We start from the raw sequence: 19,217 nt of genomic DNA on the forward strand, positions 1-19,217 counted from the left end.
GGGCCCTTGAGGCCCCGCACCTCGGGGAAGGCGTTTTCTTCGGGGCAGAAGACTTCGTCCAGCACGATTTCGCCGGTGATCGATGCGCGCAGACCCACCTTGCCGTGGATGGCGGGGGCCGTGAGGCCCTTCCAGCCCTTTTCGAGCACGAAGCCGCGAATGGCGCCTTCATCGTCCTTGGCCCAGACGACGAAGACGTCGGCAATCGGGCTGTTGGAGATCCACATCTTGCTGCCCGAGAGCGAATAGCCGCCGGGCACCTTCTTGGCGCGGGTGATCATGCTGCCGGGGTCCGAGCCGTGGTTGGGCTCGGTCAGGCCAAAGCAGCCGATCCATTCGCCGCTGGCCAGCTTGGGCAGGTATTTCTGCTTGGTGGCCTCGTTGCCGAAGGCGTTGATGGGCACCATCACCAGCGAGGACTGCACGCTCATCATGGAGCGGTAGCCCGAATCAACCCGCTCGACTTCGCGCGCGATCAGGCCGTAGCTGACGTAGTTCAGGCCCGCGCCGCCGTATTGCTCGGGGATGGTGGGGCCGAGCAGGCCCAGCTCGCCCATTTCGCGGAAGATGGCCGGGTCGGTCTTCTCGTGGCGAAAGGCTTCCTGCACGCGCGGCAGCAGTTTGTCCTGGCAGTAGGCGCGGGCGGCGTCCTGCACGGCGCGCTCGTCGGCTGTGAGCTGGTCGTGCAGGGCAAACGGGTCTTGCCAGCTGAAGGGGGTCTTGGGCTTGGACATGGGTACTCCGGTGGGGTGGAAAAGGGAAGACTCGCTCGTGAGCGAGCCGCCTTGAACCTGCAGGATCAAGCACTTTGCATGCCATGCAGATTCAGGAGAAACGGCCGATGGCTGTCCGCCAGTTGCAAGCGCTTCTTCGTGGGCATTGACTGTCGTGGGGGGTGACCGTTTTCCGGTACGAACGTCCGCTTTCGTGCCCGATTCTCGGGACACGCCCAAGGGTTTTGTCCGGTTTGATCCAGATCAAGGAACTGTGTCTAATAGGTGACTCGATCCACCATGCACCGATCACGCCAGCCTGTATCAAACGAGGAAGATGATGCCGTCGCCCAAGACTCCTTACCTCGGGTTCGAAAAGAACCCGCGGGGAGTGAAGACGCTGTGGGAGCGCTTCAATTCCGGCCTCATCGATCCGGAGACGCCCCGCAATGCCTACGAAACCCTGCTGCTGCAGGAGTGGCAGCGCTGCTCGGCCATCGGCGTGGACGTGGCGATGACGGTGGCGCGCAAGCTCAATGAAGAAGAGCTGCGCCAGCGTGCGGCGTCCAACCGCCTGCTGGTCGAATCCGCCGTGCCCGTCATCCAGGACGTGGGCCGCTTCATCGATTTCGTCCCTGGCATCATCACCCTGACCGAACACACGGGCTGCATCCTGCATGTGGCGGGACAGGCGCACCTCAAGGACGTGGCCGCGCAGCGCTCGGGCATCGTCTCGGGCTCGCTCTGGGGCGAGAAGAGCGCCGGCAACAACGGCATGGGTACGGTGCTGACGACGCTGCAGCCCGCGCATGTGCTGGCTTCGGAGCATTTTTGCGAAGGCTGGCAGGCCTGGTCGTGCGCGGCGGCGCCGATTTTTGATTTCGACGGCCGCTCTGTCATCGGCGTGGTCAACTTCACCACCACCGAGTCGCTGCAGCGTGAGCAGGGCCTGGCGCTGTGCGTGTCCATGGCCAAATCGATCTCGGCGCACATGGCGCTGCACCGCGCCTTCGAGCGCAATTACCTGACCGTGGCCTTCGGCGAGGCCACGCGCCGCTACCCGAATGATGACCTTCTGGCCCTTGATCGCGCCGGAAATGTCGCTCTGCACACCCTCTCCGAGCGGATGCGCCGCACCGTCGAAGACTGGCAAGACGAAAGGGCGCGCCCCGCCGTCAAGGAATCGGTCAACGTCGTCACGCCCGAGACCGGCGAGGTGATCGGCAAAATTCTGCTGCTGACCCGGCCGGCCGGGTACGAGAAGGTGTTTCAGGCTGCCGTCCCTGTCCAGCCCTTGAGGGATGCGGTTCAGACCGCCTGCGAGTTCGGCAAATTCACCACCTGCGATCCGGATACCTGCCGCATGCTGGGTGAGCTTGAGCGTGTCGCGGCCAAGGATGTCAACATTCTGCTGCATGGCGAGACCGGCACCGGCAAGGATTTGATTGCCCGGCATATCCATGCCCGCAGCACGCGCCGGGGCGAGCCCTACCTGGCCGTCAACTGCGGCGCGATCAGCGCGGAACTCGTGGAGAGCACCCTGTTCGGCTACGTGCGCGGTGCGTTCTCCGGGGCCGATCCGCGCGGCCGGGCCGGGTACTTCGAATCCGCCGCTGGCGGCACCCTGTTTCTCGATGAAATCGGCGAGTTGCCGCTGGCCATGCAGGCTGCGCTGCTGCGCGTGCTGGAGGATGGCAGCTTCAGCCGCGTGGGCTCGACCCAGACCCTGCAGGCGCGCTGCCGCATCGTCGCGGCGACGCACCGCAATCTGGAGGCGCTGATCAGCCGCGGGCAATTCCGCCAGGATCTGTATTACCGCCTGAACATTTTCCAGAAGACCATCAAGCCCCTGCGCGAGCGCCCGGACGACATCCCCTTGCTGATCGAAAAATTCATCGGCGCAACCTGCCAGAAGCACGACCTGCAGCCCAACAGGTTCACGCTGGAGGCGCTCAAGACGCTGCAGTCCTACGCCTGGCCCGGCAACGCGCGCGAACTGCGCAACGTGGTGGAGGCGGCGATGCTGCACACCGACGACGGACCCATGGGAACGGAGTCACTCCCGCCCGAATTGCGCACCCGGCCCGATGCGGCGGCGCCCGCACCGTCTCCCGCAAGCGCCGGCCTGGGCGAGGCCACGCGCGAGTACGAGCGGCAATTGATCATCGGCATGCTGCAGAAGTACCGCAAGATCAACCATGTGGCCAAGGCGCTGGGCATTGCGCGCTCCACGCTTTACCGGAAATTTGCCGAACTCGATATTGACCAAAGCCTGTTCACGGGAGCCGACGCGCAATAGCGCGCGCCCAAAAGCGCTCTCTTGCCCGCGGGCGATGGCGACCCTGGTTCAAGGCGACGCTGAACCAAAGTGCTCGTCGAGCAGCGACAGGATGGCGGTGGTCTGGTCCGTCATCACCCAATGGCTTGCGCTCTTCAATTCGACGTACCGGGCGCCCCGGATGCGTTCGGCCAGCATGCGGCCGTTCTCCGGTGGAATCAGTGCGTCCTCGTCGCCATGCACGACCAAGGTGGGCGCGGCAATGGCGCCGAGATGGTGCCAGCCTGACCAGCCCATCAGACCGTACAGCTGCGCCGCATGATCGCGCGGATCACACGGTGTCGCCAGGCGCACGGCATGATCGGCCGCAATCACGTCCGCAGGCGTCGCCGCGGCATAGACATGCGGGCGCATCAACGCCAGCGCTTCTGCCGGCGTGTTGCGATGCTTTGAAAACAATAGCTGCAGAACCTGCGACTGCGCCTTTACCGAGCCCATCGCACCGCCGTGCGTGGCCAGCAAGGCCAGCCGGCGCGTTTGGCCCGGATGGCTCAGCACGAATTGCTGCGCGATCATGCCACCCAGTGAAAACCCGACGACATCCACCGGCTCCGTCTCGCCCGCCGCGTCCAGGACGGCGGCCACGTCGTCGGCCATCGTCGGGATGCGGTGAACCAGCGCCCTGCGCACCTGCGTTCGGCCCACGCCGCGGTTGTCCAGCAGGATGACGCGCCGACGCGCGGCCAGCGCCGGGGCGATGCGAAACCACATCGCCGAACCGCACCCGAGGCCCATCACCAGCACCAGCGCGGGCCGTCCGTGACCCAGCGCTTGCCACCAGATGCGTTCGCCCGTGCCGCGCTCGACCCAGCCGGTGTCCGTCATACCGAGCGCGGCGCCAGCCAGTGCACCAGGGCCGGCCACATCCGCGTCAAGGCGCCGCGGCCCGTGACGAGACCGACATGCCCGCCTTTGATGATGATTTCCTCCTTGTCGCGGCTGCCCACGAGGAGATCCAGCAAGGGGCGCGAAGCGGCGTACGGCACGATGTGGTCCTCGCGCGCGACCAGATGAAGCGCCGATGCGTTGATGCGGCTCGGCTTGGCGTGCAGCCCGCCTATCGTCCACGTGCCCTGCACCAGCCGATTGGTGCGCAGGAAATCACGCACCAGCTCGCGGAATACGCCGCCCGCCATCGGTATGTTGTCCATCTCCCACTTTCCCATGTGCAGGTTCGAGCGCACGGCCTCGGCCTGCCCGACCTGGTTGAGCAGCTGCAGCGCACCAGCGGTCTTGCCGAATGGGCGCAGGGCCCGCATGGCGGTCTGCATCCATTCGGCCGGGACGTTGCCGTATTGCTGCAGCAGCCCCTCTTCATCAAAATGCGGACCCATCCACGCCTTGAATGAAGCCAATCCGTCGCTGTCGACGGGTGTGGCGATGCAAACCAGGTTCTTCAGCGCGGTGTGCTCGTGCAGCGAGGCGTACAGCACCGACAGCAGTCCGCCGAGGCAGTAACCCACCACCGAGAGATCGCGCTCTCCCGAGTGTTCGAGCACGCGCGCGATGCACGCCGGCAGCTTGTCGAGCACATGGTCGGCCAGCGTGAGCGACGCGTGCTCGCGCCGCGGACGCCCCCACTCCACCATGTAGACGTCGAAGCCGGCATCGAGCAGGAACTCGACCATGCTCTGGCCCGGCATCAGGTCGAGAACGGTGGGCTGGTTGATGATCGACGACACCATCAGCAATGGCACGCGGTACACGGAGTCGGTGCGGGCGCGGAAGTGGACCAGCTGGAGCGTGCCGTGCGTCATGAGCACGGACTTCGGACTGCGGCCCAGGGGGGCTGCCAGCGCATCGATCTCGGTGCCGACGTTGCCGAAGGATTCGAGCGCGCGCGCGGTGGCCCCGGCGTTGAGGCGCAGGGTGCGGATGCTGGTGCGTGCCATGGGGCGCTTACCGATCGGTGCGCCGTGCGCTGGAACGCGCAGGACGCACTGGCTGGGGTGCGGGTGCGTTTGCCTTTCTGACGGGCTTTGGTGGAGACTCCGCGTGCGGCGCCGGCGCTTGCGGCGGCTTTCGGTCGCGCTTGGCACGGGGCAGCGCCGCGCCGGGCACGCCCTGCGCGGCGAGTGCGTCACGCAGCCGGTAGAGCGCGGCGGCGACCGAGGCGAGCCCATCCTCGACCCGGCCCAGGCGCTCGTCGAGCATCTCCAGGTCGGTGCGCGACGGCAGGTTGGCCAGGCCCAATCCGGCCTGCGCCGCCTCGACGTACAGCCGGTGCAGGATGCGCCCCTCGTCCACCTGGCGCGCCAGCGTCGGACCCACGCGTTCGTCCCGCATCCACTGGGTGACGACCTCGCTCCATGCGCCTTCGCCCTTGGCCACCCATTCACGCCAGACGGCGATCAAACTGGGCGGCAAGGGCGCGGACTGCGGATCGGAGGGACCAGGTTTGGAATCACTCATGGTGGCTCGATGGCTGTTCAAGGCGCATCGCGTACTGAGATCGGCTCAGTGCCGGGTTTGCATCGTAGTGCATTCGACGGAACGGGTGCAAGCACCGTGCCGACGGTGAGCGCACGCGCCACGCGTGCCCGAATCACCCAGTTTCCGCCCCGTGCCGCTGCGGCGGTCGGGCTGATTGCCCCAGCCCTTTTGTCGCGGCCCGGGAGGACAAAACTGTCCGACCCCCTGGCTTGATTCGGACATTTCACGCGCGACGACTCGGTTCAGGCGGCGAAAACCCATGGGTAAACCCGAGGGTTGATCGTCGCTTGGGATTGGCACGGTTTCTGCCCTTCTCTTGGCAGCGCCGGGCAGTCCTGAGTTCCCCGACCCGCTTGGCGCGTTGCGGGCTTTGCCCGCCCACCCCGACTACATGGAGACCGAGGAAATGACGAAACGAGACATCAAGGTTGTGACGGATGGCCTGACCTATCTGGAAGGCCCGCGCTGGCATCAGGGCGCGCTATGGTTTGTGGATTTCTACACCTACGGGGTGTACCGCGTGAACCCGGATGGTTCGGCGGAGAAGGTGGCGCATGTGGAGCAGCAGCCATCCGGCCTGGGCTGGCTGCCGGACGGCCGCATGCTGGTGGTCTCGATGAAGGACCGCAAGGTGCTGCGCCAGGAGAAGGACGGCAGTCTGGTGGTGCACGCGGACATCTGGGACCAGTGCGCCGGCCATGCGAACGACATGGTGGTCGCTCCCAGCGGCAACGCCTACGTGGGCAACTTCGGCTACGACCTGATGGGCGGCGCGCCGCACAAGAACACCACGCTGGTGCTGGTGCGCCCGGACGGCAGCTCGCAGGTGGTCGCCGACGGGCTGGCGTTTCCCAACGGCATGGTCGTCACGCCGGACCAGAAGCGGCTCATCGTCAACGAGCTGTTCGGCAACCGCATCTCGCAGTTCGACATCAAGGCCGACGGCACGCTGGGGCCGCGGCGCGACTTCGCCAACTATGGCGAGCTCGGCGACGAGGGCGACGTCGGCAAGCGCATCGAGCGCGCGACGATTCTGCCGGACGGCCTGGCGCTGGATGCCGAAGGCGCGGTCTGGTTTGCCGACACCATCCACCAGCGCGCGGTGCGCATGGCCGAGGGCGGAAAGATCCTCGACGAAGTCCACACCGCACCCGACGGCATCTTCGCCGTCGGCCTGGGCGGCGCCGACGGCAAGACGCTCTTCATGTGCGCGGCGCCCGACTGGGACGAAGCCAAGCGCACCGTAGCGCGCGAGGGCCGCATGCTGGCCACCACGGTCGCCGTGGGCCATGCCGGAACCCCTTGATCAAGCCCGGCCGGATTTTCAACCCTCTTTTTCAGGATTCCATCATGGACAACATCACCACCAACAATTCGGTCAACGACACCCTCGATGTCTTGATCATCGGCGCCGGCTTCACCGGGCTGTACCAGCTGCACGCGCTGCGCGAGCGGGGCTTCAAGGTGCACTTGGTCGATGCCGCCAAGGACGTCGGCGGCATCTGGCACTGGAACTGCTACCCCGGCGCCCGCGTGGACACGCATTGCCAGATCTACCAGTACTCCATGCCCGAGCTGTGGCAGGAATTCGAATGGCGCGAGCGCTTTCCCAACTGGGAGCAGATGCGCGAATACTTCAAGTTCGTCGACCGCAAGCTGGACTTGAGCCGCAGCATCAGCTTCGGCGCGCGCGTGCGCACGGCCACCTTCGACGAGGACAAGCGCGAATGGACGGTGTACATGCTGGGCCACCAGCCGATACGCGCGCGCTACGTCGTCGCCAACCTGGGCTTCGCGGCCAAGCCCTACATCCCGAAGATCGAGGGCATGGACCGCTTCAAGGGCGAGATCCACCACACCGCCCTCTGGCCCCAGGGCGGGCTGGACATGACCGGCAAGCGCGTGGCCGTCATCGGTACCGGTGCCAGCGGCGTGCAGGTGTCGCAGGAAGCGGCGCTGGTGGCCAAGCAGCTCACCACCTTCCAGCGCACGCCCAACCTGGCGATTCCCATGCACAACCAGCAGTACAGCGCCGAGGACAACCGCGCCATGCGCCCCGAACTGCCGGCCGCGTTCGAGCGCTGCCGCAACGCGTACGCGGGCTTCGACTTCGACTTCATCCCCAAGAACGCCACCGAGGTGTCCGCCGAGGAGCGCCAGGCCACGCTGCAGGCGCTGTGGGACAAGGGCGGCTTCTATTACTGGTTGGGCAACTTCCAGGACTACCTGTTCGACGACAAGGCCAACGACTATGTCTACGACTTCTGGCGCGACAAGGTGCGCGCGCGCATCAAGGATCCGCAGGTGGCAGACAAGCTCGCGCCCATGAAGAAGCCCCACCCCTGGGGCGCCAAGCGGCCGTGCCTGGAGCAGTGGTACTACGAAATCTTCAACCAGGACAACGTCACACTGGTGGATCTGGGCGAGAAACCCATCCTCGGCATCACCGAAAAAGGCATCGTCACGGCCGACGGCGAGACCGAGTTCGACATCATTGCCCTGGCCACCGGTTTCGACGGGGTCTCGGGCGGGCTGACCAACATCGACTTCCGCGACGGCCAGGGCCGCACCTTCAAGGAAAAATGGTCGTCCGGCGTGCGCACGCATCTGGGCGTGTCGGCGGCGGGCTTTCCCAATCTGCTGTTCGGCTACGGGCCGCAATCGCCGGCCGGCTTCTGCAACGGGCCGACCAGCGCCGAAGTGCAGGGCGAGTTGCTCGTCGACCTGCTCGGCCACCTGCGCGACAAGGGCATCACGCGCATCGAGGCCACTGAAGCGGCGCAGGAAGACTGGTTCAAGCTGGTCGAGGACTTCTGGGCGATGTCGCTGTTCCCCAAGGCCAAGTCCTGGTACCAGGGCGCCAACATTCCGGGCAAGACCCAGCAGTCGCTGAACTTCCCCAACGGCCTGCCGACCTACACCGCGAAGTTCAAGGAAGCCGCGGCCAACGGCTACGCCGGATTCGTCCTGAACTGACCGCCACCTGGTCTGCCGCCACCACCGTGCTTTTCGGCCGTGGCGGCCGCCCCATGTCCTGCTCCTCTGGAGATTACCTTGGCTTTACTGAATTACGGCAACCCCATCCGCTTTGACTTTGGCGCCATCACCCATCTGCCCGATGGCCTGGTCCGGCTGGGCGTGCGCCGCCCCCTGCTCGTGACCGACCGCGGCGTGAGCGCCAGCGGCCTGGTCGATCGCCTGCTGGCCACCCTGCCGGCCGATCGGCGGGCCACGGTTGCGATCTACGACGACACCCCGGGCAACCCGACGGAGAACGCGGTGCACGACGCACTGGCGATCTACCAGGCGCACGATTGCGACGGCGTCATCGGCCTGGGCGGCGGCTCTTCGATCGACCTGGGCAAGGCGGTGGCGCTGCTGGCCAAATGTCCGTCGCCACTGGCGCAGTACGACCCGCTGCAAGGCGGCAACAAGCTCGTCAAGGACGTGGCGCCCATGGTGGCCATACCGACCACGGCGGGCACCGGCAGCGAGGCCTCGATCGGCTTTCTGATCAGCATGAACGACGGGCGCAAGATGACCTTCGCCAACCCGCGCTTCCTGCCCGCGCTGTCCATCTGCGATCCGGAGCTGACGCTGAGCCTGCCGGCCCGCTTGACCGCCGCCACCGGCATGGACGCGATCACGCATTGCATCGAGGGCGTGCTGGCCCCTGGCGGCAACGCGCCGGCCGACGGCATCGGGCTGGATGGCCTGTGGCGCGGCTGGCGCAACCTGCCGCGCGCCGTGGCCGACGGCTCGGATCGCGATGCGCGCTGGCAGATGATGATGGCCGCCACCGAAGGGGCGCTCGCCTTCACCAAGGGGCTGGGCGCGGTGCATTCGATGAGCCACGCCGCCGGTCACGTCGAATCGCTGCACCTGCACCACGGCACGCTCAACGCCGTGATCCTGCCCACCGTGCTGCGCTTCAACGAAGCGGGCAGCGAGGAGGCTTACGCCCGGTTGCGCCAGGCCATGGGTCTCGCCGAAGGCGCCGACATCGCGCGCGCGGTCGAGGCCATGAACGAGCGCCTGGGCATCCCCAAGGGTCTGGCATCCCTGGGCGTGACCGAAAGCATGATCGACGAGCTGGTGCCGCACGCCGTCGTTGATCTCTCGACGCGCACCAACCCGCGGCCCGTGGACGCCGGCGACTTCGGACGCCTGTTTCGCGAGGCCATGTAGCCATCGCGCCGGCGCCGCGCCGGCGGCCGCGCACAAGGAGACATCCAAATGAATGCACTGATGGGGCGGATGATGCAGATGCCGCTGCTGATCTCGGCGCTGATCACGCACGCGGCGCGCCACCACGCCGAAACCGAAATCGTCTCTCGGCTTGAAGACGGGCGGACGCACCGCTACACCTACCGCGATGCGGAGCTGCGCTCGCGCCAGTTGGCGCAGGCGCTGGGACGCCTGGGCACCGAGCCCGGCGACCGCATAGCCACGCTGGCCTGGAATGGCCATCGCCACTTCGAGATCTACTTTGGCGCCTCGGGCTCGGGGCGCGTGTGCCACACGATCAACCCGCGCCTGTTTCCCGAGCAGATCACCTGGATCGTCAACCACGCCCAGGACCGGGTGCTGTGCTTTGACCTGTCCTTCCTGCCGCTGATCGAGAAGATCGCGCCGCAACTGGCTTCGGTACGCCACTTCGTCGCGCTGTGCGAGCGCGCGCAGATGCCCGGGCAAACCACGCTGGCGAACCTGCAGTGCTACGAAGACCTGGTTGGCGCGGAAGACGGCCACTACGCCTGGCCGAGCTTCGATGAAAACACCGCATCCGGCATCTGCTACACCTCGGGCACCACGGGCAACCCCAAGGGCGCCGTCTACAGCCACCGCTCGACGCTGCTGCATGCGCTGGCGGCGTCGCTGCCCGACACGCTGAACTTGTCGGCGCAGGACACGATCCTGCCGGTCGTTCCCATGTACCACGTCAACGCCTGGGGCATTCCCTATTCGGCCGCGCTGGTGGGCTGCAAGCTGGTGCTGCCGGGCCCGCATCTGGATGGCCAGTCGCTGTACGAGCTGTTCGAGGCCGAGGGCGTGACCATGGCCGCGGGCGTGCCGACCGTGTGGCTGGCCGTGCTCGGCCACATCCAGGACAAGAAACTCAAGTTCTCGACCCTGCAGCGCCTGGTTTTTGGCGGCTCGGCCGCGCCGCCGTCGATGATGAAAACCTTCCAGCGGGACTACGGCGTCGATGTCATCCACTGCTGGGGCATGACCGAGATGTCGCCGCTGGGCACCTTCGCGCGGCTGAAGAACGGCCAGTCGGCGCTGGGCGAAGAAAGTCAGCGGCGCATCCTGCAAAAGCAGGGGCGCGCGATCTTCGGCGTGGACATGGCGATTCTGGGCGACGACGGCCAGCCCCTGCCCTGGGACGGCGAGCAGTCGGGCAACCTGATCGTGCGCGGTCCCTGGGTCATCGCGCAGTACTTCGGCCATGACGATTCGCCGCTGATCGACGTTGGCGGCCAGCGCTGGTTCCCCACCGGCGACGTCGCCACCATCGATGTGTACGGCGGCATGCAGATCACCGATCGCAGCAAGGACGTCATCAAGTCCGGTGGCGAGTGGATCAGCTCGATCGAGCTGGAAAACATCGCCATGGCGCATCCGGCGGTGCACGAGGCCGCGGTCATCGGCTGCAAGCACCCCAAATGGGACGAGCGTCCGCTGCTGGTGGTGGTCAAAAAGCCCGGCACTGAGGTCACGCGCGAGGCGCTGCTGGATTTTTTCAACGGCCAGATCGCCAAATGGCAGATCCCCGACGACGTGGCCTTCGTCGATGAAATCCCGCACACCGCGACCGGAAAGATCCAAAAACTCACCCTGCGCAAGCAGTTCGCGGATTACCGCCTGCCCACGGCCTGAGCCCGAAAGCATAGCCATGAACACCACCACTTACCCAGACACCCGGCTGCTGATTGACAACGAATGGATCGATGCGCGCGGCGGCAGGACGCAGGACGTGCGCAATCCGGCGACCGGTGCCGTCATCGGCACGATGGCACGCGCTTCGATCGAAGACCTGGACGCGGCGCTGGCGGCGGCGCGGCGCGGCTTTGCCGCCTGGCGCGGCATGCCTGCACACGAACGCGCGGCCACCATGCGCCGCGCCGCCGCGCTGGTGCGCGAGCGCGCGGACGACATCGCCCGCACGATGACGCTGGAGCAAGGCAAGCCGCTGGCCGAGGCGCGTTATGAGGTCACTTCCAGCGCCGACATCATCGACTGGTTTGCCGATGAAGGACTGCGCGTCTATGGGCGCATCGTGCCCTCGCGCAACCTGGCGGCGCAGCAGCTGGTGATGAAGGAACCCGTGGGCCCGGTGGCAGCCTTCACGCCCTGGAACTTTCCGATCAACCAGGTGGTGCGCAAGCTCGCCGCGGCGCTGGCCAGCGGCTGCTCCTTTTTGCTCAAGGTACCGCAGGAAACTCCGGCCTCGCCGGCGGCGCTGCTGGCCGCTTTCGTCGATGCCGGCACGCCGGCGGGTGTCGTCGGGCTCGTGGCTGGCCCATCGGCGGAAATTTCCGAACACCTGATTGCCAGCCCCATCATCCGCAAGGTCACCTTCACCGGCTCCACGCCGGTGGGCAAGGAACTGGCGGCGCTGGCCGGCCGGCACATGAAGCGCGTGACAATGGAGCTCGGCGGCCATGCACCGGTCATCGTCGCCGAGGACGCCGACATCGCGCTTGCCGTCAAGGCCAGCGGCGGCGGCAAGTTCATCAACGCCGGGCAGGTCTGCGTCTCGCCCACGCGCTTTCTGGTGCATCGCAGCATCGCGCGGGAGTTCGAAGAGGTGTTTGCCAAGTATGCCGAACGCATCAAGGTCGGCGACGGCCTGGCGCAGGGCACGCGCATGGGGCCGCTGGTCAACACGCGCCGGGTCGATGCCATGCTGGCGCTGGTGGCGGACGCCCGAACCAAGGGCGCGCGCGTGGTCACGGGCGGCGAGCGCATCGGCGGCGAAGGCAGCTTCTTCACGCCCACGCTGCTGGCCGATGTGCCACTGGATGCGGCCGTATTCAACGATGAGCCCTTCGGCCCGATCGCGGCGATGCGCCCCTTCGACACGCTGGACGAAGCGATCGCCGAGGCCAACCGCCTGCCGTTCGGGCTTGCAAGCTATGCGTTCACGCGCTCGATCAGGACCGCGCACGAACTGGCACAGCGCCTGGAGGTGGGCATGCTCTGGATCAACCAGCCGGCGCTGCCATCGGCCGAGATGCCGTTTGGCGGCGTCAAGGATTCCGGCTACGGCACCGAGGGCGGGCCGGAGGCGATGGAACCCTATCTGGTCACCAAGGCGGTGTCCATTCTCGGGGTCTGACCGCTGGCGCTCGGTGGTATCGCCTCGGGATTGAATAAAGGCAACGCTGAACAAGTCCCTCGCACGCGGCGCATCCCTGGCTTGGGCGGTCTGCGTCGTTGCAAATGCTCGCCATGGCTGCGGCCATGTCTGTGCTTTGCGCCTCGCAGCCCATCCCAAGCCAGGGCGCGCCGCATCGCGGGGACTTATTCAGCGTCGCCTAAAGGCAAAAACCACTGGTAGCGCTTGTGTGGCAAGCGCTGTCAGCTATTGTTTCAGGAGGATACAATCGGACGACAGGAGCATCGACCATGAGCATCAAGAGCGACAGATGGATACGCCGCATGGCCGAGCAGCACGGCATGATCGAGCCGTTCGAGCCCGGCCAGGTGCGCGAGGTCGAGGGCCGCAAGGTCATCAGCTACGGCACCAGCAGCTACGGCTACGACATCCGCTGCGCGCGCGAATTCAAGGTGTTCACCAACATCCACAGCACGGTGGTCGATCCGAAGAACTTCGACGAGAAGAGCTTTGTCGATTTTTCGGGCGATTTCTGCATCATCCCGCCCAACAGCTTTGCGCTGGCGCGCACCGTCGAATATTTCCGCATTCCGCGGGACGTGCTCACCGTCTGCCTGGGCAAGAGCACCTACGCGCGCTGCGGCATCATCGTCAACGTTACGCCGTTCGAGCCCGAATGGGAAGGCTATGTGACGCTGGAATTTTCCAACACCACGCCGCTGCCCGCCAAGATCTACGCCGGCGAAGGCTGCGCGCAGGTGCTGTTCTTCCAGAGCGACGAAGTCTGCGAAGTGAGCTATGGCGACCGCAAGGGCAAGTACCAGGGCCAGCAGGGCGTGACGCTGCCGCGCGCCTGATCAGGCGCGTGCAAGCGCCAGCCGCGCCGCCGCCAGATCCCATCCGGCCCAGCCGCAGCTCTTGAACAGCACGGGGCCGCTTTTCGCAGCGAGTTCTGCCCGCACCACATCCTGCAGGGTTGCCAGAGGCGCAACGGCAATGCCCGCCTGCAGCAGATCGCCCGCCTCATGGTCGGCATCGCGCGAATCGACCACGATGCGGCCCTGGGTGGCGAAGTGACGGCACAGCGGCGCATCCAGTTCCACCATCCGCGGCGTGAAGGCGCCCACCGCGGCAACGAAGGCATCCGGCCGGGGCCGGGCACGCAGCACCACGCCGCTGGCCGGCGTGCAGGTGACGGCGAGCGGGCAGTCGGCAAGCGCCGCGTCGGCATCCAGCATGGTGCCGGCGTGCAGGCCAAGCGCACGCGCATGCTGCACGAGCCTGTCCGCGCCGGCCTGGCTGCGCGATGCAATCCGGAACTCGCGCACGCCGAGCACGCCGGCAAAGGCCTCCAGGTGCGCCCGGCCCTGCACACCCGCGCCGACGATCAGCATGGGCCCGGCGGCGTTGGGCGCCAGCCAGCGCGCCGCCAGCGCCGAGATGGCCGCGGTGCGCCGGGCGGTGACCGTCGGGCCGTCCAGGATCAGCTGGCGCGTGCCGGTGGCAACGTCGAAGACCACCGCATCGCCTTGTATCGTCGCCCGGTCGCTGCCCGCATTGCCGGGCGTGAAGGAGATGAGCTTGGTCATCGCCACCTGGCCGTCGGTGGCGGGCATGACGAAGAGCACCGCGCCGTCGGCCGTGGGCAGTACGGTGCGCGCGGGGATGCGGACATCGCCCGCCTTCAGCAGGGCAGCGATCGCCTCGACCAGCGCTTGCCAGGGCAGGGCGGCGGCGGTCTGTTCAGCGTTGAGCGCGGCAGGCATGGGTCCTGGTCTGCACGGAAGTGGCTGCAAGGGCGCAGCGTATGCCGGTGCGCACGCCGTGCACCATTTGCGCCAGCGGCATGTGGGGCGAGCCCTGTTCCGGCAGCTGCGGCAGATGGATGAAACCGCCGCGTGCGCCCTGCAGCGCGGGAACGCTCGCCAGGCGATGCATCAGGCCGAAGAACAGGTGGTTGCAGACGAAGCTGCCGGCGTTCCGCGACGTTTGCACCGGCACGCCCGCCGCGGCCATGCTGCGCAACATGGCATCAATGGGCAGGCTGCTCAGGTAGGCGGCGGGGGCGCCCGGGATGACGGGCCTGTCCTGCGGCTGTGCGCCGTGGTTGTCCGGGATGCATGCGTCTTCGCGGTTGAGTGCCACGCGTTCGAGCCGCAGCGCCTCGCACCCCGCGGCGAGCCCCAGGCAAACGACCAGCATGGGCTGGTGGCGCGCCAGCAAGGCGTCAAGCCGTTCAAGGCACAGGCCGAATACCGTGGGCAGCGCTGCGGCAATCACCCTGCAACCGGCGATCTGGCGCTGGTGCAAGGCCTGGGCCACGAGCGCACTGGGGTTCACCGCATGCGAGCCAAACGCATCAAACCCCGTCACCAGCACGGTGTCGCGGGCGCTGGCCTTCACCGGCTGGAGCGAGGTCGGGAGCGGCGTTACCATTGCCACAATTTACTGCACCGGGAATACCAACATGCGCTGGGAAGGTGAACGCCAGTCGGACAACGTCGAGGACCGCCGCAGCGGTGGCGGTGGCGGTGGAGGCTTTGGCATCGGCGGGCGCAGCATAGGCGTCGGCACCATCGTGCTGGCGCTGATCGGCTGGGGGGTGTTCGGCATCAATCCGCTGACCACCATAGGCATGCTCTCGGGCGGTGGCGGGGCGCCGCAGGTGCAGCAGGCCCCGGCCAGCCACCCGCCGCAGGACGACAAGCAGGCGGCCTTCGTCTCCACGGTGCTGGCCTCGACCGAGGATGTCTGGAGCGACATTTTCCGCAAGGGCGGTGCGCAATACCCGGCGCCGCGCCTGGTGTTGTTCCGCGGCGTGACGCCCACGGCCTGCGGCACCGGGCAATCGGCGATGGGACCTTTCTACTGCCCGGGCGACCACAAGGTGTACCTGGACATGGATTTTTTCGACACCATGAGCCGCCAGCTCGGCGCGCCCGGCGTGTTCGCGCGCGCCTACGTCATCGCGCATGAAGTGGGCCACCATGTGCAATCGGTGCTGGGCACCACGGCCAAGGTGGACGGCATGCGCGGGCGCGTCAGCGAGCGTGAGCAGAACGCGCTTTCGGTGCGCCTTGAACTGCAGGCCGATTGCTACGCCGGCATCTGGGCCAAGTATTCCCAGCAGGCCAAGAACTGGCTGGATCAGGGCGACATCGAGTCGGCGGTGAACGCCGCCCAGCAGATCGGCGACGACACGCTGCAGAGGAAGAGCACCGGCACCGTGCGCCCCGATGCCTTCACCCACGGCACCAGCGCGCAGCGCGTGCACTGGTTCACGCAGGGCCTCCAAAGCGGCAGTCTGCAGTCCTGCGATACCTTCAGCGCGCGCACTCTGTAGCCGATATTTGCCCGTTTTTTGTTGCAATGCGACAATTGCGGGCTCATGACGACTCCATATACCTCAGTAGCGCTGGCTGAACCCCTGCAGCGCGCCGTAGCCGAGATGGGCTACGAAACCATGACGCCGATCCAGGCGCAGGCCATTCCGGTGGTGCTCACCGGCAAGGACGTGATGGGTGCGGCGCAGACCGGCACCGGCAAGACGGCGGCGTTTGCGCTGCCGCTGCTGCAGCGCATGCTGGCGCATGAAAACACCTCGGCATCGCCGGCGCGCCACCCGGTGCGCGCGCTGGTGCTGCTGCCCACGCGAGAGTTGGCCGACCAGGTGGCGGAGCAGGTGGCGCTGTATGCCAAATACACCCAGCTGCGCAGCACCGTGGTGTTCGGCGGCATGGACATGAAGCCGCAGACGCTTGAACTGAAAAAAGGCGTGGAGGTGCTGGTGGCCACCCCTGGGCGGCTGCTGGACCATATCGAAGCCAAGAACGTGGTGCTGAACCATGTCGAGTACGTGGTGCTGGACGAGGCCGACCGCATGCTGGATATCGGCTTTCTGCCGGACCTGCAGCGCATTCTCTCCTACCTGCCCAAGGCGCGCACCACGCTGTTATTTTCGGCCACCTTCTCGCCCGAGATCAAGCGCCTGGCGGCCAGTTACCTGCAGGATCCGGTGACCATCGAAGTGGCGCGGCCCAATGCCACGGCGTCCACCGTCGAGCAGCATTTCTATGCGGTGAGCGACGACGACAAGCGCCGCGCGATCCGCCAGGTGCTCAAGGATCGGTCGCTCGCGCAGGCCTTCATCTTCGTCAACAGCAAGCTCGGCTGCGCGCGCCTGGCGCGGGCGCTGGAGCGCGACGGCCTCAAGACCGCCGCGCTGCATGGCGACAAGAGCCAGGACGAGCGCCTGAAGGCGCTCGAAGCCTTCAAGAGCGGCGAGGTCGATCTGCTGGTCTGCACCGACGTGGCCGCGCGCGGGCTGGACATCAAGGACGTGCCGGCGGTGTTCAACCATGACGTGCCGTTCAACGCCGAAGACTACGTGCACCGCATCGGCCGCACCGGCCGCGCCGGCGCCTCCGGTCTGGCGGTGACGCTGGTGACGGGCCACGATGCGCGCCTGATGGGCGAGCTGGAGAAGCTGCTCAAGAAGAAGCTCGAAGTCGAACCCGTCGAGCTGGGCAGCGAGCCGCCGCGCGGGCGTTACGGGGACGGGCACGGACACCGGACGGTGCGCGGCGACCCGGATGCCCCGCGCACGCGCGCCCCGCGGCATGCCGGGTCGGGTTTCGTGCCTTCGCGCGACCCCTTCTTCGATCGTCCGTATGAGGCGCATCCCGCAGGCGAGAATCCGGCCGCATGGGAGCAGTCCGCCAAGGCGGCGCCGGCGCGCGGCAGGATCTCTGCCAACATCAAGCAGCGCCGCGTGGTGGCAGCGCTCTTCAAGGCACCGCAGCCCGTCGAAGACGCTGCTGCGTGATCGGCTAGCCGGGCTGCTGTGCCTTGGGGCAGGGCACCTGGCAGTGCTCGCGTTCGGCCAGCGTCGTTCCAAAGCGCACGGCACTCAAGCTTCCGCCCCAGACGCAGCCGGTATCCAGCGCCAGCAGGTGAGGGCGGTTCATCCAGCCCATTGTGGACCAGTGGCCAAAGGCGATCAGGCTGGCTTGCGTCGCCCGCCCGGGCACGTCAAACCAGGGCAGCAAGCCCGGCGGAGGGGTTGCGGCCGCCTCGCTGCTGGAAAAATCCATCACGCCCTCGCTGGAGCAGAAGCGCAGGCGCGTGAGCGCATTGACGATCACGCGCAGCCGGTCCGCGCCTTTCAGCGCATCGGTCCAGCGGTCCGGCTGGTTGCCATACATCCGCTGCAGGAATTGCGGCCAGGCGCTGCTGCGCAAGACGGTGTGCACCTCACCGGCCAGGGCGAGCGCCTGCTCTGCCGACCACTGCGGCAGGACGCCGGCATGCACCATCAGCAGGCTGTCGCCGCCGTGCGTGATGGATCGTGCGAGTGGTTGCCGGCGCAGCCAGTCGAGCAGGGTCTCGCTGTCGCTTGCCTGCAGCAGTGCGTCCAGCGTATCGCGCCGTGAGGGCGCGCGCACGCCGTGCGCCAATGCCAGCAAATGCAGGTCGTGGTTGCCCAGCAAGGCAAGGATGCTGCCTTCCAGCGCGATGCAGCGGCGCAATACCGCGGCGGAGTCCGGACCGCGATTGACGAGATCGCCCAGCAGGTAAAGCGTGTCGCGGCTGGGGGAGAACCCAATATGCGCGAGCAAGCGCTCCAGCGCGTCCGCGCACCCCTGAATATCGCCCGCACAATAAAGCGCCATTGCCGTCCATCCTTGTTTCCGTGGAATGCCATTGTGCTACGCAGCGTGTCCGCCGTGGTTGAATGGTCTATATCCGGATATCGGATTCGCATTGAAGTTGGCCTGCCGCATTTTCATATTGAAAATTCATCAAAAGCCTCTCTATAATCACATTGTCATCAATCAATAAATGCCACCAACCTCCAAAGGATGAACATGACAGCCAGTTACCAGGAATTGCTCAAGCAACGCGAGGCGCTCGATGCGCAGATCCAGCAGGCACGCGAAAAGGAAGTGGCCACGGCGGTCGCCAAGGTGCGTCAACTGGTTGCGGATTTCGGCTTGACGCAGTCCGATGTATTCCCCTCGGGCCGTCGCACCAAGGCAAGTTCCTCTGCGGGCAAGGTGGCGCCCAAATACCGTGATCCGGCCACCGGCCAGACCTGGACCGGGCGTGGCAAGCCGCCGAGGTGGATCCAGGGCCAGGATCGTGCGAAGTTTGCGATCTGATCGTTTCCCGCCCGGGACACGGAAGAAGCCCCTCGTAGCCGCAAAGCCCGCCGTGCGCGGGCTTTTTGTCGGGCGTTCGGCGCATTCCGGGCGCGGCCTGTGGTCATGCCGCGGTGGGCCGATGCAGGGTATTCGTGGGCGTACACTCGCGGCGTGAGCCTTGGATGCCGTGCGGATTTCCCGCGCCGCGCCACTCGATGCACTTGCCAATTCGAAGGAGAATTTCA

At 66.6% G+C, this 19,217-nt stretch carries 17 protein-coding genes; 10 read left to right on the top strand and 7 right to left on the bottom strand.

All coding sequences use genetic code 11. The features are described 5' to 3' along the window. A partial coding sequence (locus K320_RS0114500; RefSeq protein WP_024539552.1) for an acyl-CoA dehydrogenase family protein occupies positions 1 to 734 on the bottom strand: 734 nt, incomplete at its 3' end. A 319-nt stretch (positions 735 to 1,053) separates the two neighbouring features. Between K320_RS0114500 and K320_RS0114505 the strand changes: the two genes are divergently transcribed. After that, the gene (locus K320_RS0114505; RefSeq protein ID WP_245593898.1) at positions 1,054 to 3,012 is read left to right on the top strand and encodes a sigma-54-dependent Fis family transcriptional regulator; all 1,959 of its coding nucleotides are present in this window, start codon (positions 1,054 to 1,056) and stop codon (positions 3,010 to 3,012) included. A 48-nt stretch (positions 3,013 to 3,060) separates the two neighbouring features. Here the strand turns inward: K320_RS0114505 and K320_RS0114510 are convergent, their stop codons facing one another. Genes K320_RS0114510 through K320_RS19240 form a run of 3 tightly spaced genes read right to left on the bottom strand, consistent with a single transcriptional unit; the run spans position 3,061 to position 5,463 of the window. Next, entirely contained in the window at positions 3,061 to 3,876 is an 816-nt protein-coding gene (locus K320_RS0114510; RefSeq protein WP_156914008.1) for an alpha/beta fold hydrolase, read from the bottom strand. Beyond that, positions 3,873 to 4,943: an alpha/beta fold hydrolase gene (locus tag K320_RS0114515; protein WP_024539555.1), complete on the bottom strand. Its 1,071-nt coding sequence runs from the start codon at positions 4,941 to 4,943 to the stop codon at positions 3,873 to 3,875. Before K320_RS0114515 ends, K320_RS0114510 begins: the two co-directional genes overlap by 4 nt. Positions 4,944 to 4,950: 7 nt before the next feature. After that, positions 4,951 to 5,463, bottom strand: a complete 513-nt coding sequence (locus K320_RS19240) for a hypothetical protein (protein WP_034343639.1) — start codon at positions 5,461 to 5,463, stop codon at positions 4,951 to 4,953. A gap of 427 nt (positions 5,464 to 5,890) precedes the next feature. On the opposite strand from K320_RS19240, the gene K320_RS0114525 reads away from it, so the two are divergent. The 6 genes from K320_RS0114525 to dcd all read left to right on the top strand — a co-directional run bounded on the left by K320_RS0114525 (position 5,891) and on the right by dcd (position 13,686). Next, positions 5,891 to 6,790, top strand: a complete 900-nt coding sequence (locus K320_RS0114525; protein ID WP_024539557.1) for an SMP-30/gluconolactonase/LRE family protein — start codon at positions 5,891 to 5,893, stop codon at positions 6,788 to 6,790. A 44-nt stretch (positions 6,791 to 6,834) separates the two neighbouring features. Continuing rightward, complete coding sequence (locus tag K320_RS0114530) at positions 6,835 to 8,460, top strand: flavin-containing monooxygenase (RefSeq protein ID WP_024539558.1); 1,626 nt, start codon at positions 6,835 to 6,837, stop codon at positions 8,458 to 8,460. A gap of 78 nt (positions 8,461 to 8,538) precedes the next feature. Then, positions 8,539 to 9,672, top strand: coding sequence for an iron-containing alcohol dehydrogenase (locus tag K320_RS0114535; RefSeq protein ID WP_024539559.1), 1,134 nt, complete (start codon positions 8,539 to 8,541; stop codon positions 9,670 to 9,672). A 48-nt stretch (positions 9,673 to 9,720) separates the two neighbouring features. Beyond that, positions 9,721 to 11,367: a 3-(methylthio)propionyl-CoA ligase gene (locus K320_RS0114540; protein WP_024539560.1), complete on the top strand. Its 1,647-nt coding sequence runs from the start codon at positions 9,721 to 9,723 to the stop codon at positions 11,365 to 11,367. 16 nt (positions 11,368 to 11,383) lie between these two features. Then, the gene (locus tag K320_RS0114545) at positions 11,384 to 12,829 is read left to right on the top strand and encodes an NAD-dependent succinate-semialdehyde dehydrogenase (RefSeq protein ID WP_024539561.1); all 1,446 of its coding nucleotides are present in this window, start codon (positions 11,384 to 11,386) and stop codon (positions 12,827 to 12,829) included. Between the two features lie 290 nt (positions 12,830 to 13,119). Then, the gene (gene dcd / locus K320_RS0114550; RefSeq protein WP_024539562.1) at positions 13,120 to 13,686 is read left to right on the top strand and encodes a dCTP deaminase; all 567 of its coding nucleotides are present in this window, start codon (positions 13,120 to 13,122) and stop codon (positions 13,684 to 13,686) included. Here the strand turns inward: dcd and K320_RS0114555 are convergent, their stop codons facing one another. After that, positions 13,687 to 14,595 (bottom strand): delta(1)-pyrroline-2-carboxylate reductase family protein, encoded by a 909-nt coding sequence (locus K320_RS0114555; RefSeq protein ID WP_024539563.1) that lies wholly within the window; start codon positions 14,593 to 14,595, stop codon positions 13,687 to 13,689. Beyond that, complete coding sequence (locus tag K320_RS0114560; RefSeq protein ID WP_024539564.1) at positions 14,573 to 15,265, bottom strand: pyroglutamyl-peptidase I; 693 nt, start codon at positions 15,263 to 15,265, stop codon at positions 14,573 to 14,575. The genes K320_RS0114555 and K320_RS0114560 overlap by 23 nt, the downstream gene beginning before the upstream one ends. Before the next feature lie 31 nt (positions 15,266 to 15,296). On the opposite strand from K320_RS0114560, the gene ypfJ reads away from it, so the two are divergent. Both ypfJ and K320_RS0114570 read left to right on the top strand, forming a co-directional pair. Further along, a complete protein-coding gene (gene ypfJ / locus K320_RS0114565; protein WP_024539565.1) occupies positions 15,297 to 16,172 on the top strand; it encodes a KPN_02809 family neutral zinc metallopeptidase in 876 nt (291 codons plus the stop codon). Between the two features lie 45 nt (positions 16,173 to 16,217). Continuing rightward, a complete protein-coding gene (locus tag K320_RS0114570) occupies positions 16,218 to 17,654 on the top strand; it encodes a DEAD/DEAH box helicase (protein ID WP_024539566.1) in 1,437 nt (478 codons plus the stop codon). 4 nt (positions 17,655 to 17,658) lie between these two features. Here the strand turns inward: K320_RS0114570 and K320_RS0114575 are convergent, their stop codons facing one another. Then, a complete protein-coding gene (locus K320_RS0114575; RefSeq protein WP_024539567.1) occupies positions 17,659 to 18,501 on the bottom strand; it encodes a symmetrical bis(5'-nucleosyl)-tetraphosphatase in 843 nt (280 codons plus the stop codon). Positions 18,502 to 18,696: 195 nt separating this feature from the next. On the opposite strand from K320_RS0114575, the gene K320_RS0114580 reads away from it, so the two are divergent. Continuing rightward, on the top strand, positions 18,697 to 18,990 hold the full coding sequence (locus K320_RS0114580; RefSeq protein ID WP_024539568.1) for an H-NS histone family protein: 294 nt from the start codon (positions 18,697 to 18,699) through the stop codon (positions 18,988 to 18,990). The last annotated feature ends 227 nt before the right edge of the window (positions 18,991 to 19,217 follow it).

The sequence above is a fragment of the Comamonas badia DSM 17552 genome, assembly GCF_000484635.1.
Taxonomy (GTDB): Bacteria; Pseudomonadota; Gammaproteobacteria; order Burkholderiales; family Burkholderiaceae_C; genus Comamonas_C; species Comamonas_C badia.

Bases quoted from the DNA above. Each gene is read 5' to 3' on its own strand.
- K320_RS0114575 (WP_024539567.1), bottom strand. From the start codon at position 18,501: ATGGCGCTTTATTGTGCGGGCGATATTCAGGGGTGCGCGGACGCGCTG.
- K320_RS0114540 (WP_024539560.1), top strand. From the start codon at position 9,721: ATGAATGCACTGATGGGGCGGATGATGCAGATGCCGCTGCTGATCTCG.
- K320_RS0114505 (WP_245593898.1), top strand. From the start codon at position 1,054: ATGCCGTCGCCCAAGACTCCTTACCTCGGGTTCGAAAAGAACCCGCGG.
- K320_RS0114580 (WP_024539568.1), top strand. From the start codon at position 18,697: ATGACAGCCAGTTACCAGGAATTGCTCAAGCAACGCGAGGCGCTCGAT.
- K320_RS0114515 (WP_024539555.1), bottom strand. From the start codon at position 4,943: ATGGCACGCACCAGCATCCGCACCCTGCGCCTCAACGCCGGGGCCACC.
- K320_RS0114555 (WP_024539563.1), bottom strand. From the start codon at position 14,595: ATGCCTGCCGCGCTCAACGCTGAACAGACCGCCGCCGCCCTGCCCTGG.
- ypfJ (WP_024539565.1), top strand. From the start codon at position 15,297: ATGCGCTGGGAAGGTGAACGCCAGTCGGACAACGTCGAGGACCGCCGC.
- K320_RS0114545 (WP_024539561.1), top strand. From the start codon at position 11,384: ATGAACACCACCACTTACCCAGACACCCGGCTGCTGATTGACAACGAA.
- dcd (WP_024539562.1), top strand. From the start codon at position 13,120: ATGAGCATCAAGAGCGACAGATGGATACGCCGCATGGCCGAGCAGCAC.
- K320_RS0114560 (WP_024539564.1), bottom strand. From the start codon at position 15,265: ATGGTAACGCCGCTCCCGACCTCGCTCCAGCCGGTGAAGGCCAGCGCC.
- K320_RS0114510 (WP_156914008.1), bottom strand. From the start codon at position 3,876: ATGACGGACACCGGCTGGGTCGAGCGCGGCACGGGCGAACGCATCTGG.
- K320_RS0114530 (WP_024539558.1), top strand. From the start codon at position 6,835: ATGGACAACATCACCACCAACAATTCGGTCAACGACACCCTCGATGTC.
- K320_RS0114525 (WP_024539557.1), top strand. From the start codon at position 5,891: ATGACGAAACGAGACATCAAGGTTGTGACGGATGGCCTGACCTATCTG.
- K320_RS19240 (WP_034343639.1), bottom strand. From the start codon at position 5,463: ATGAGTGATTCCAAACCTGGTCCCTCCGATCCGCAGTCCGCGCCCTTG.
- K320_RS0114570 (WP_024539566.1), top strand. From the start codon at position 16,218: ATGACGACTCCATATACCTCAGTAGCGCTGGCTGAACCCCTGCAGCGC.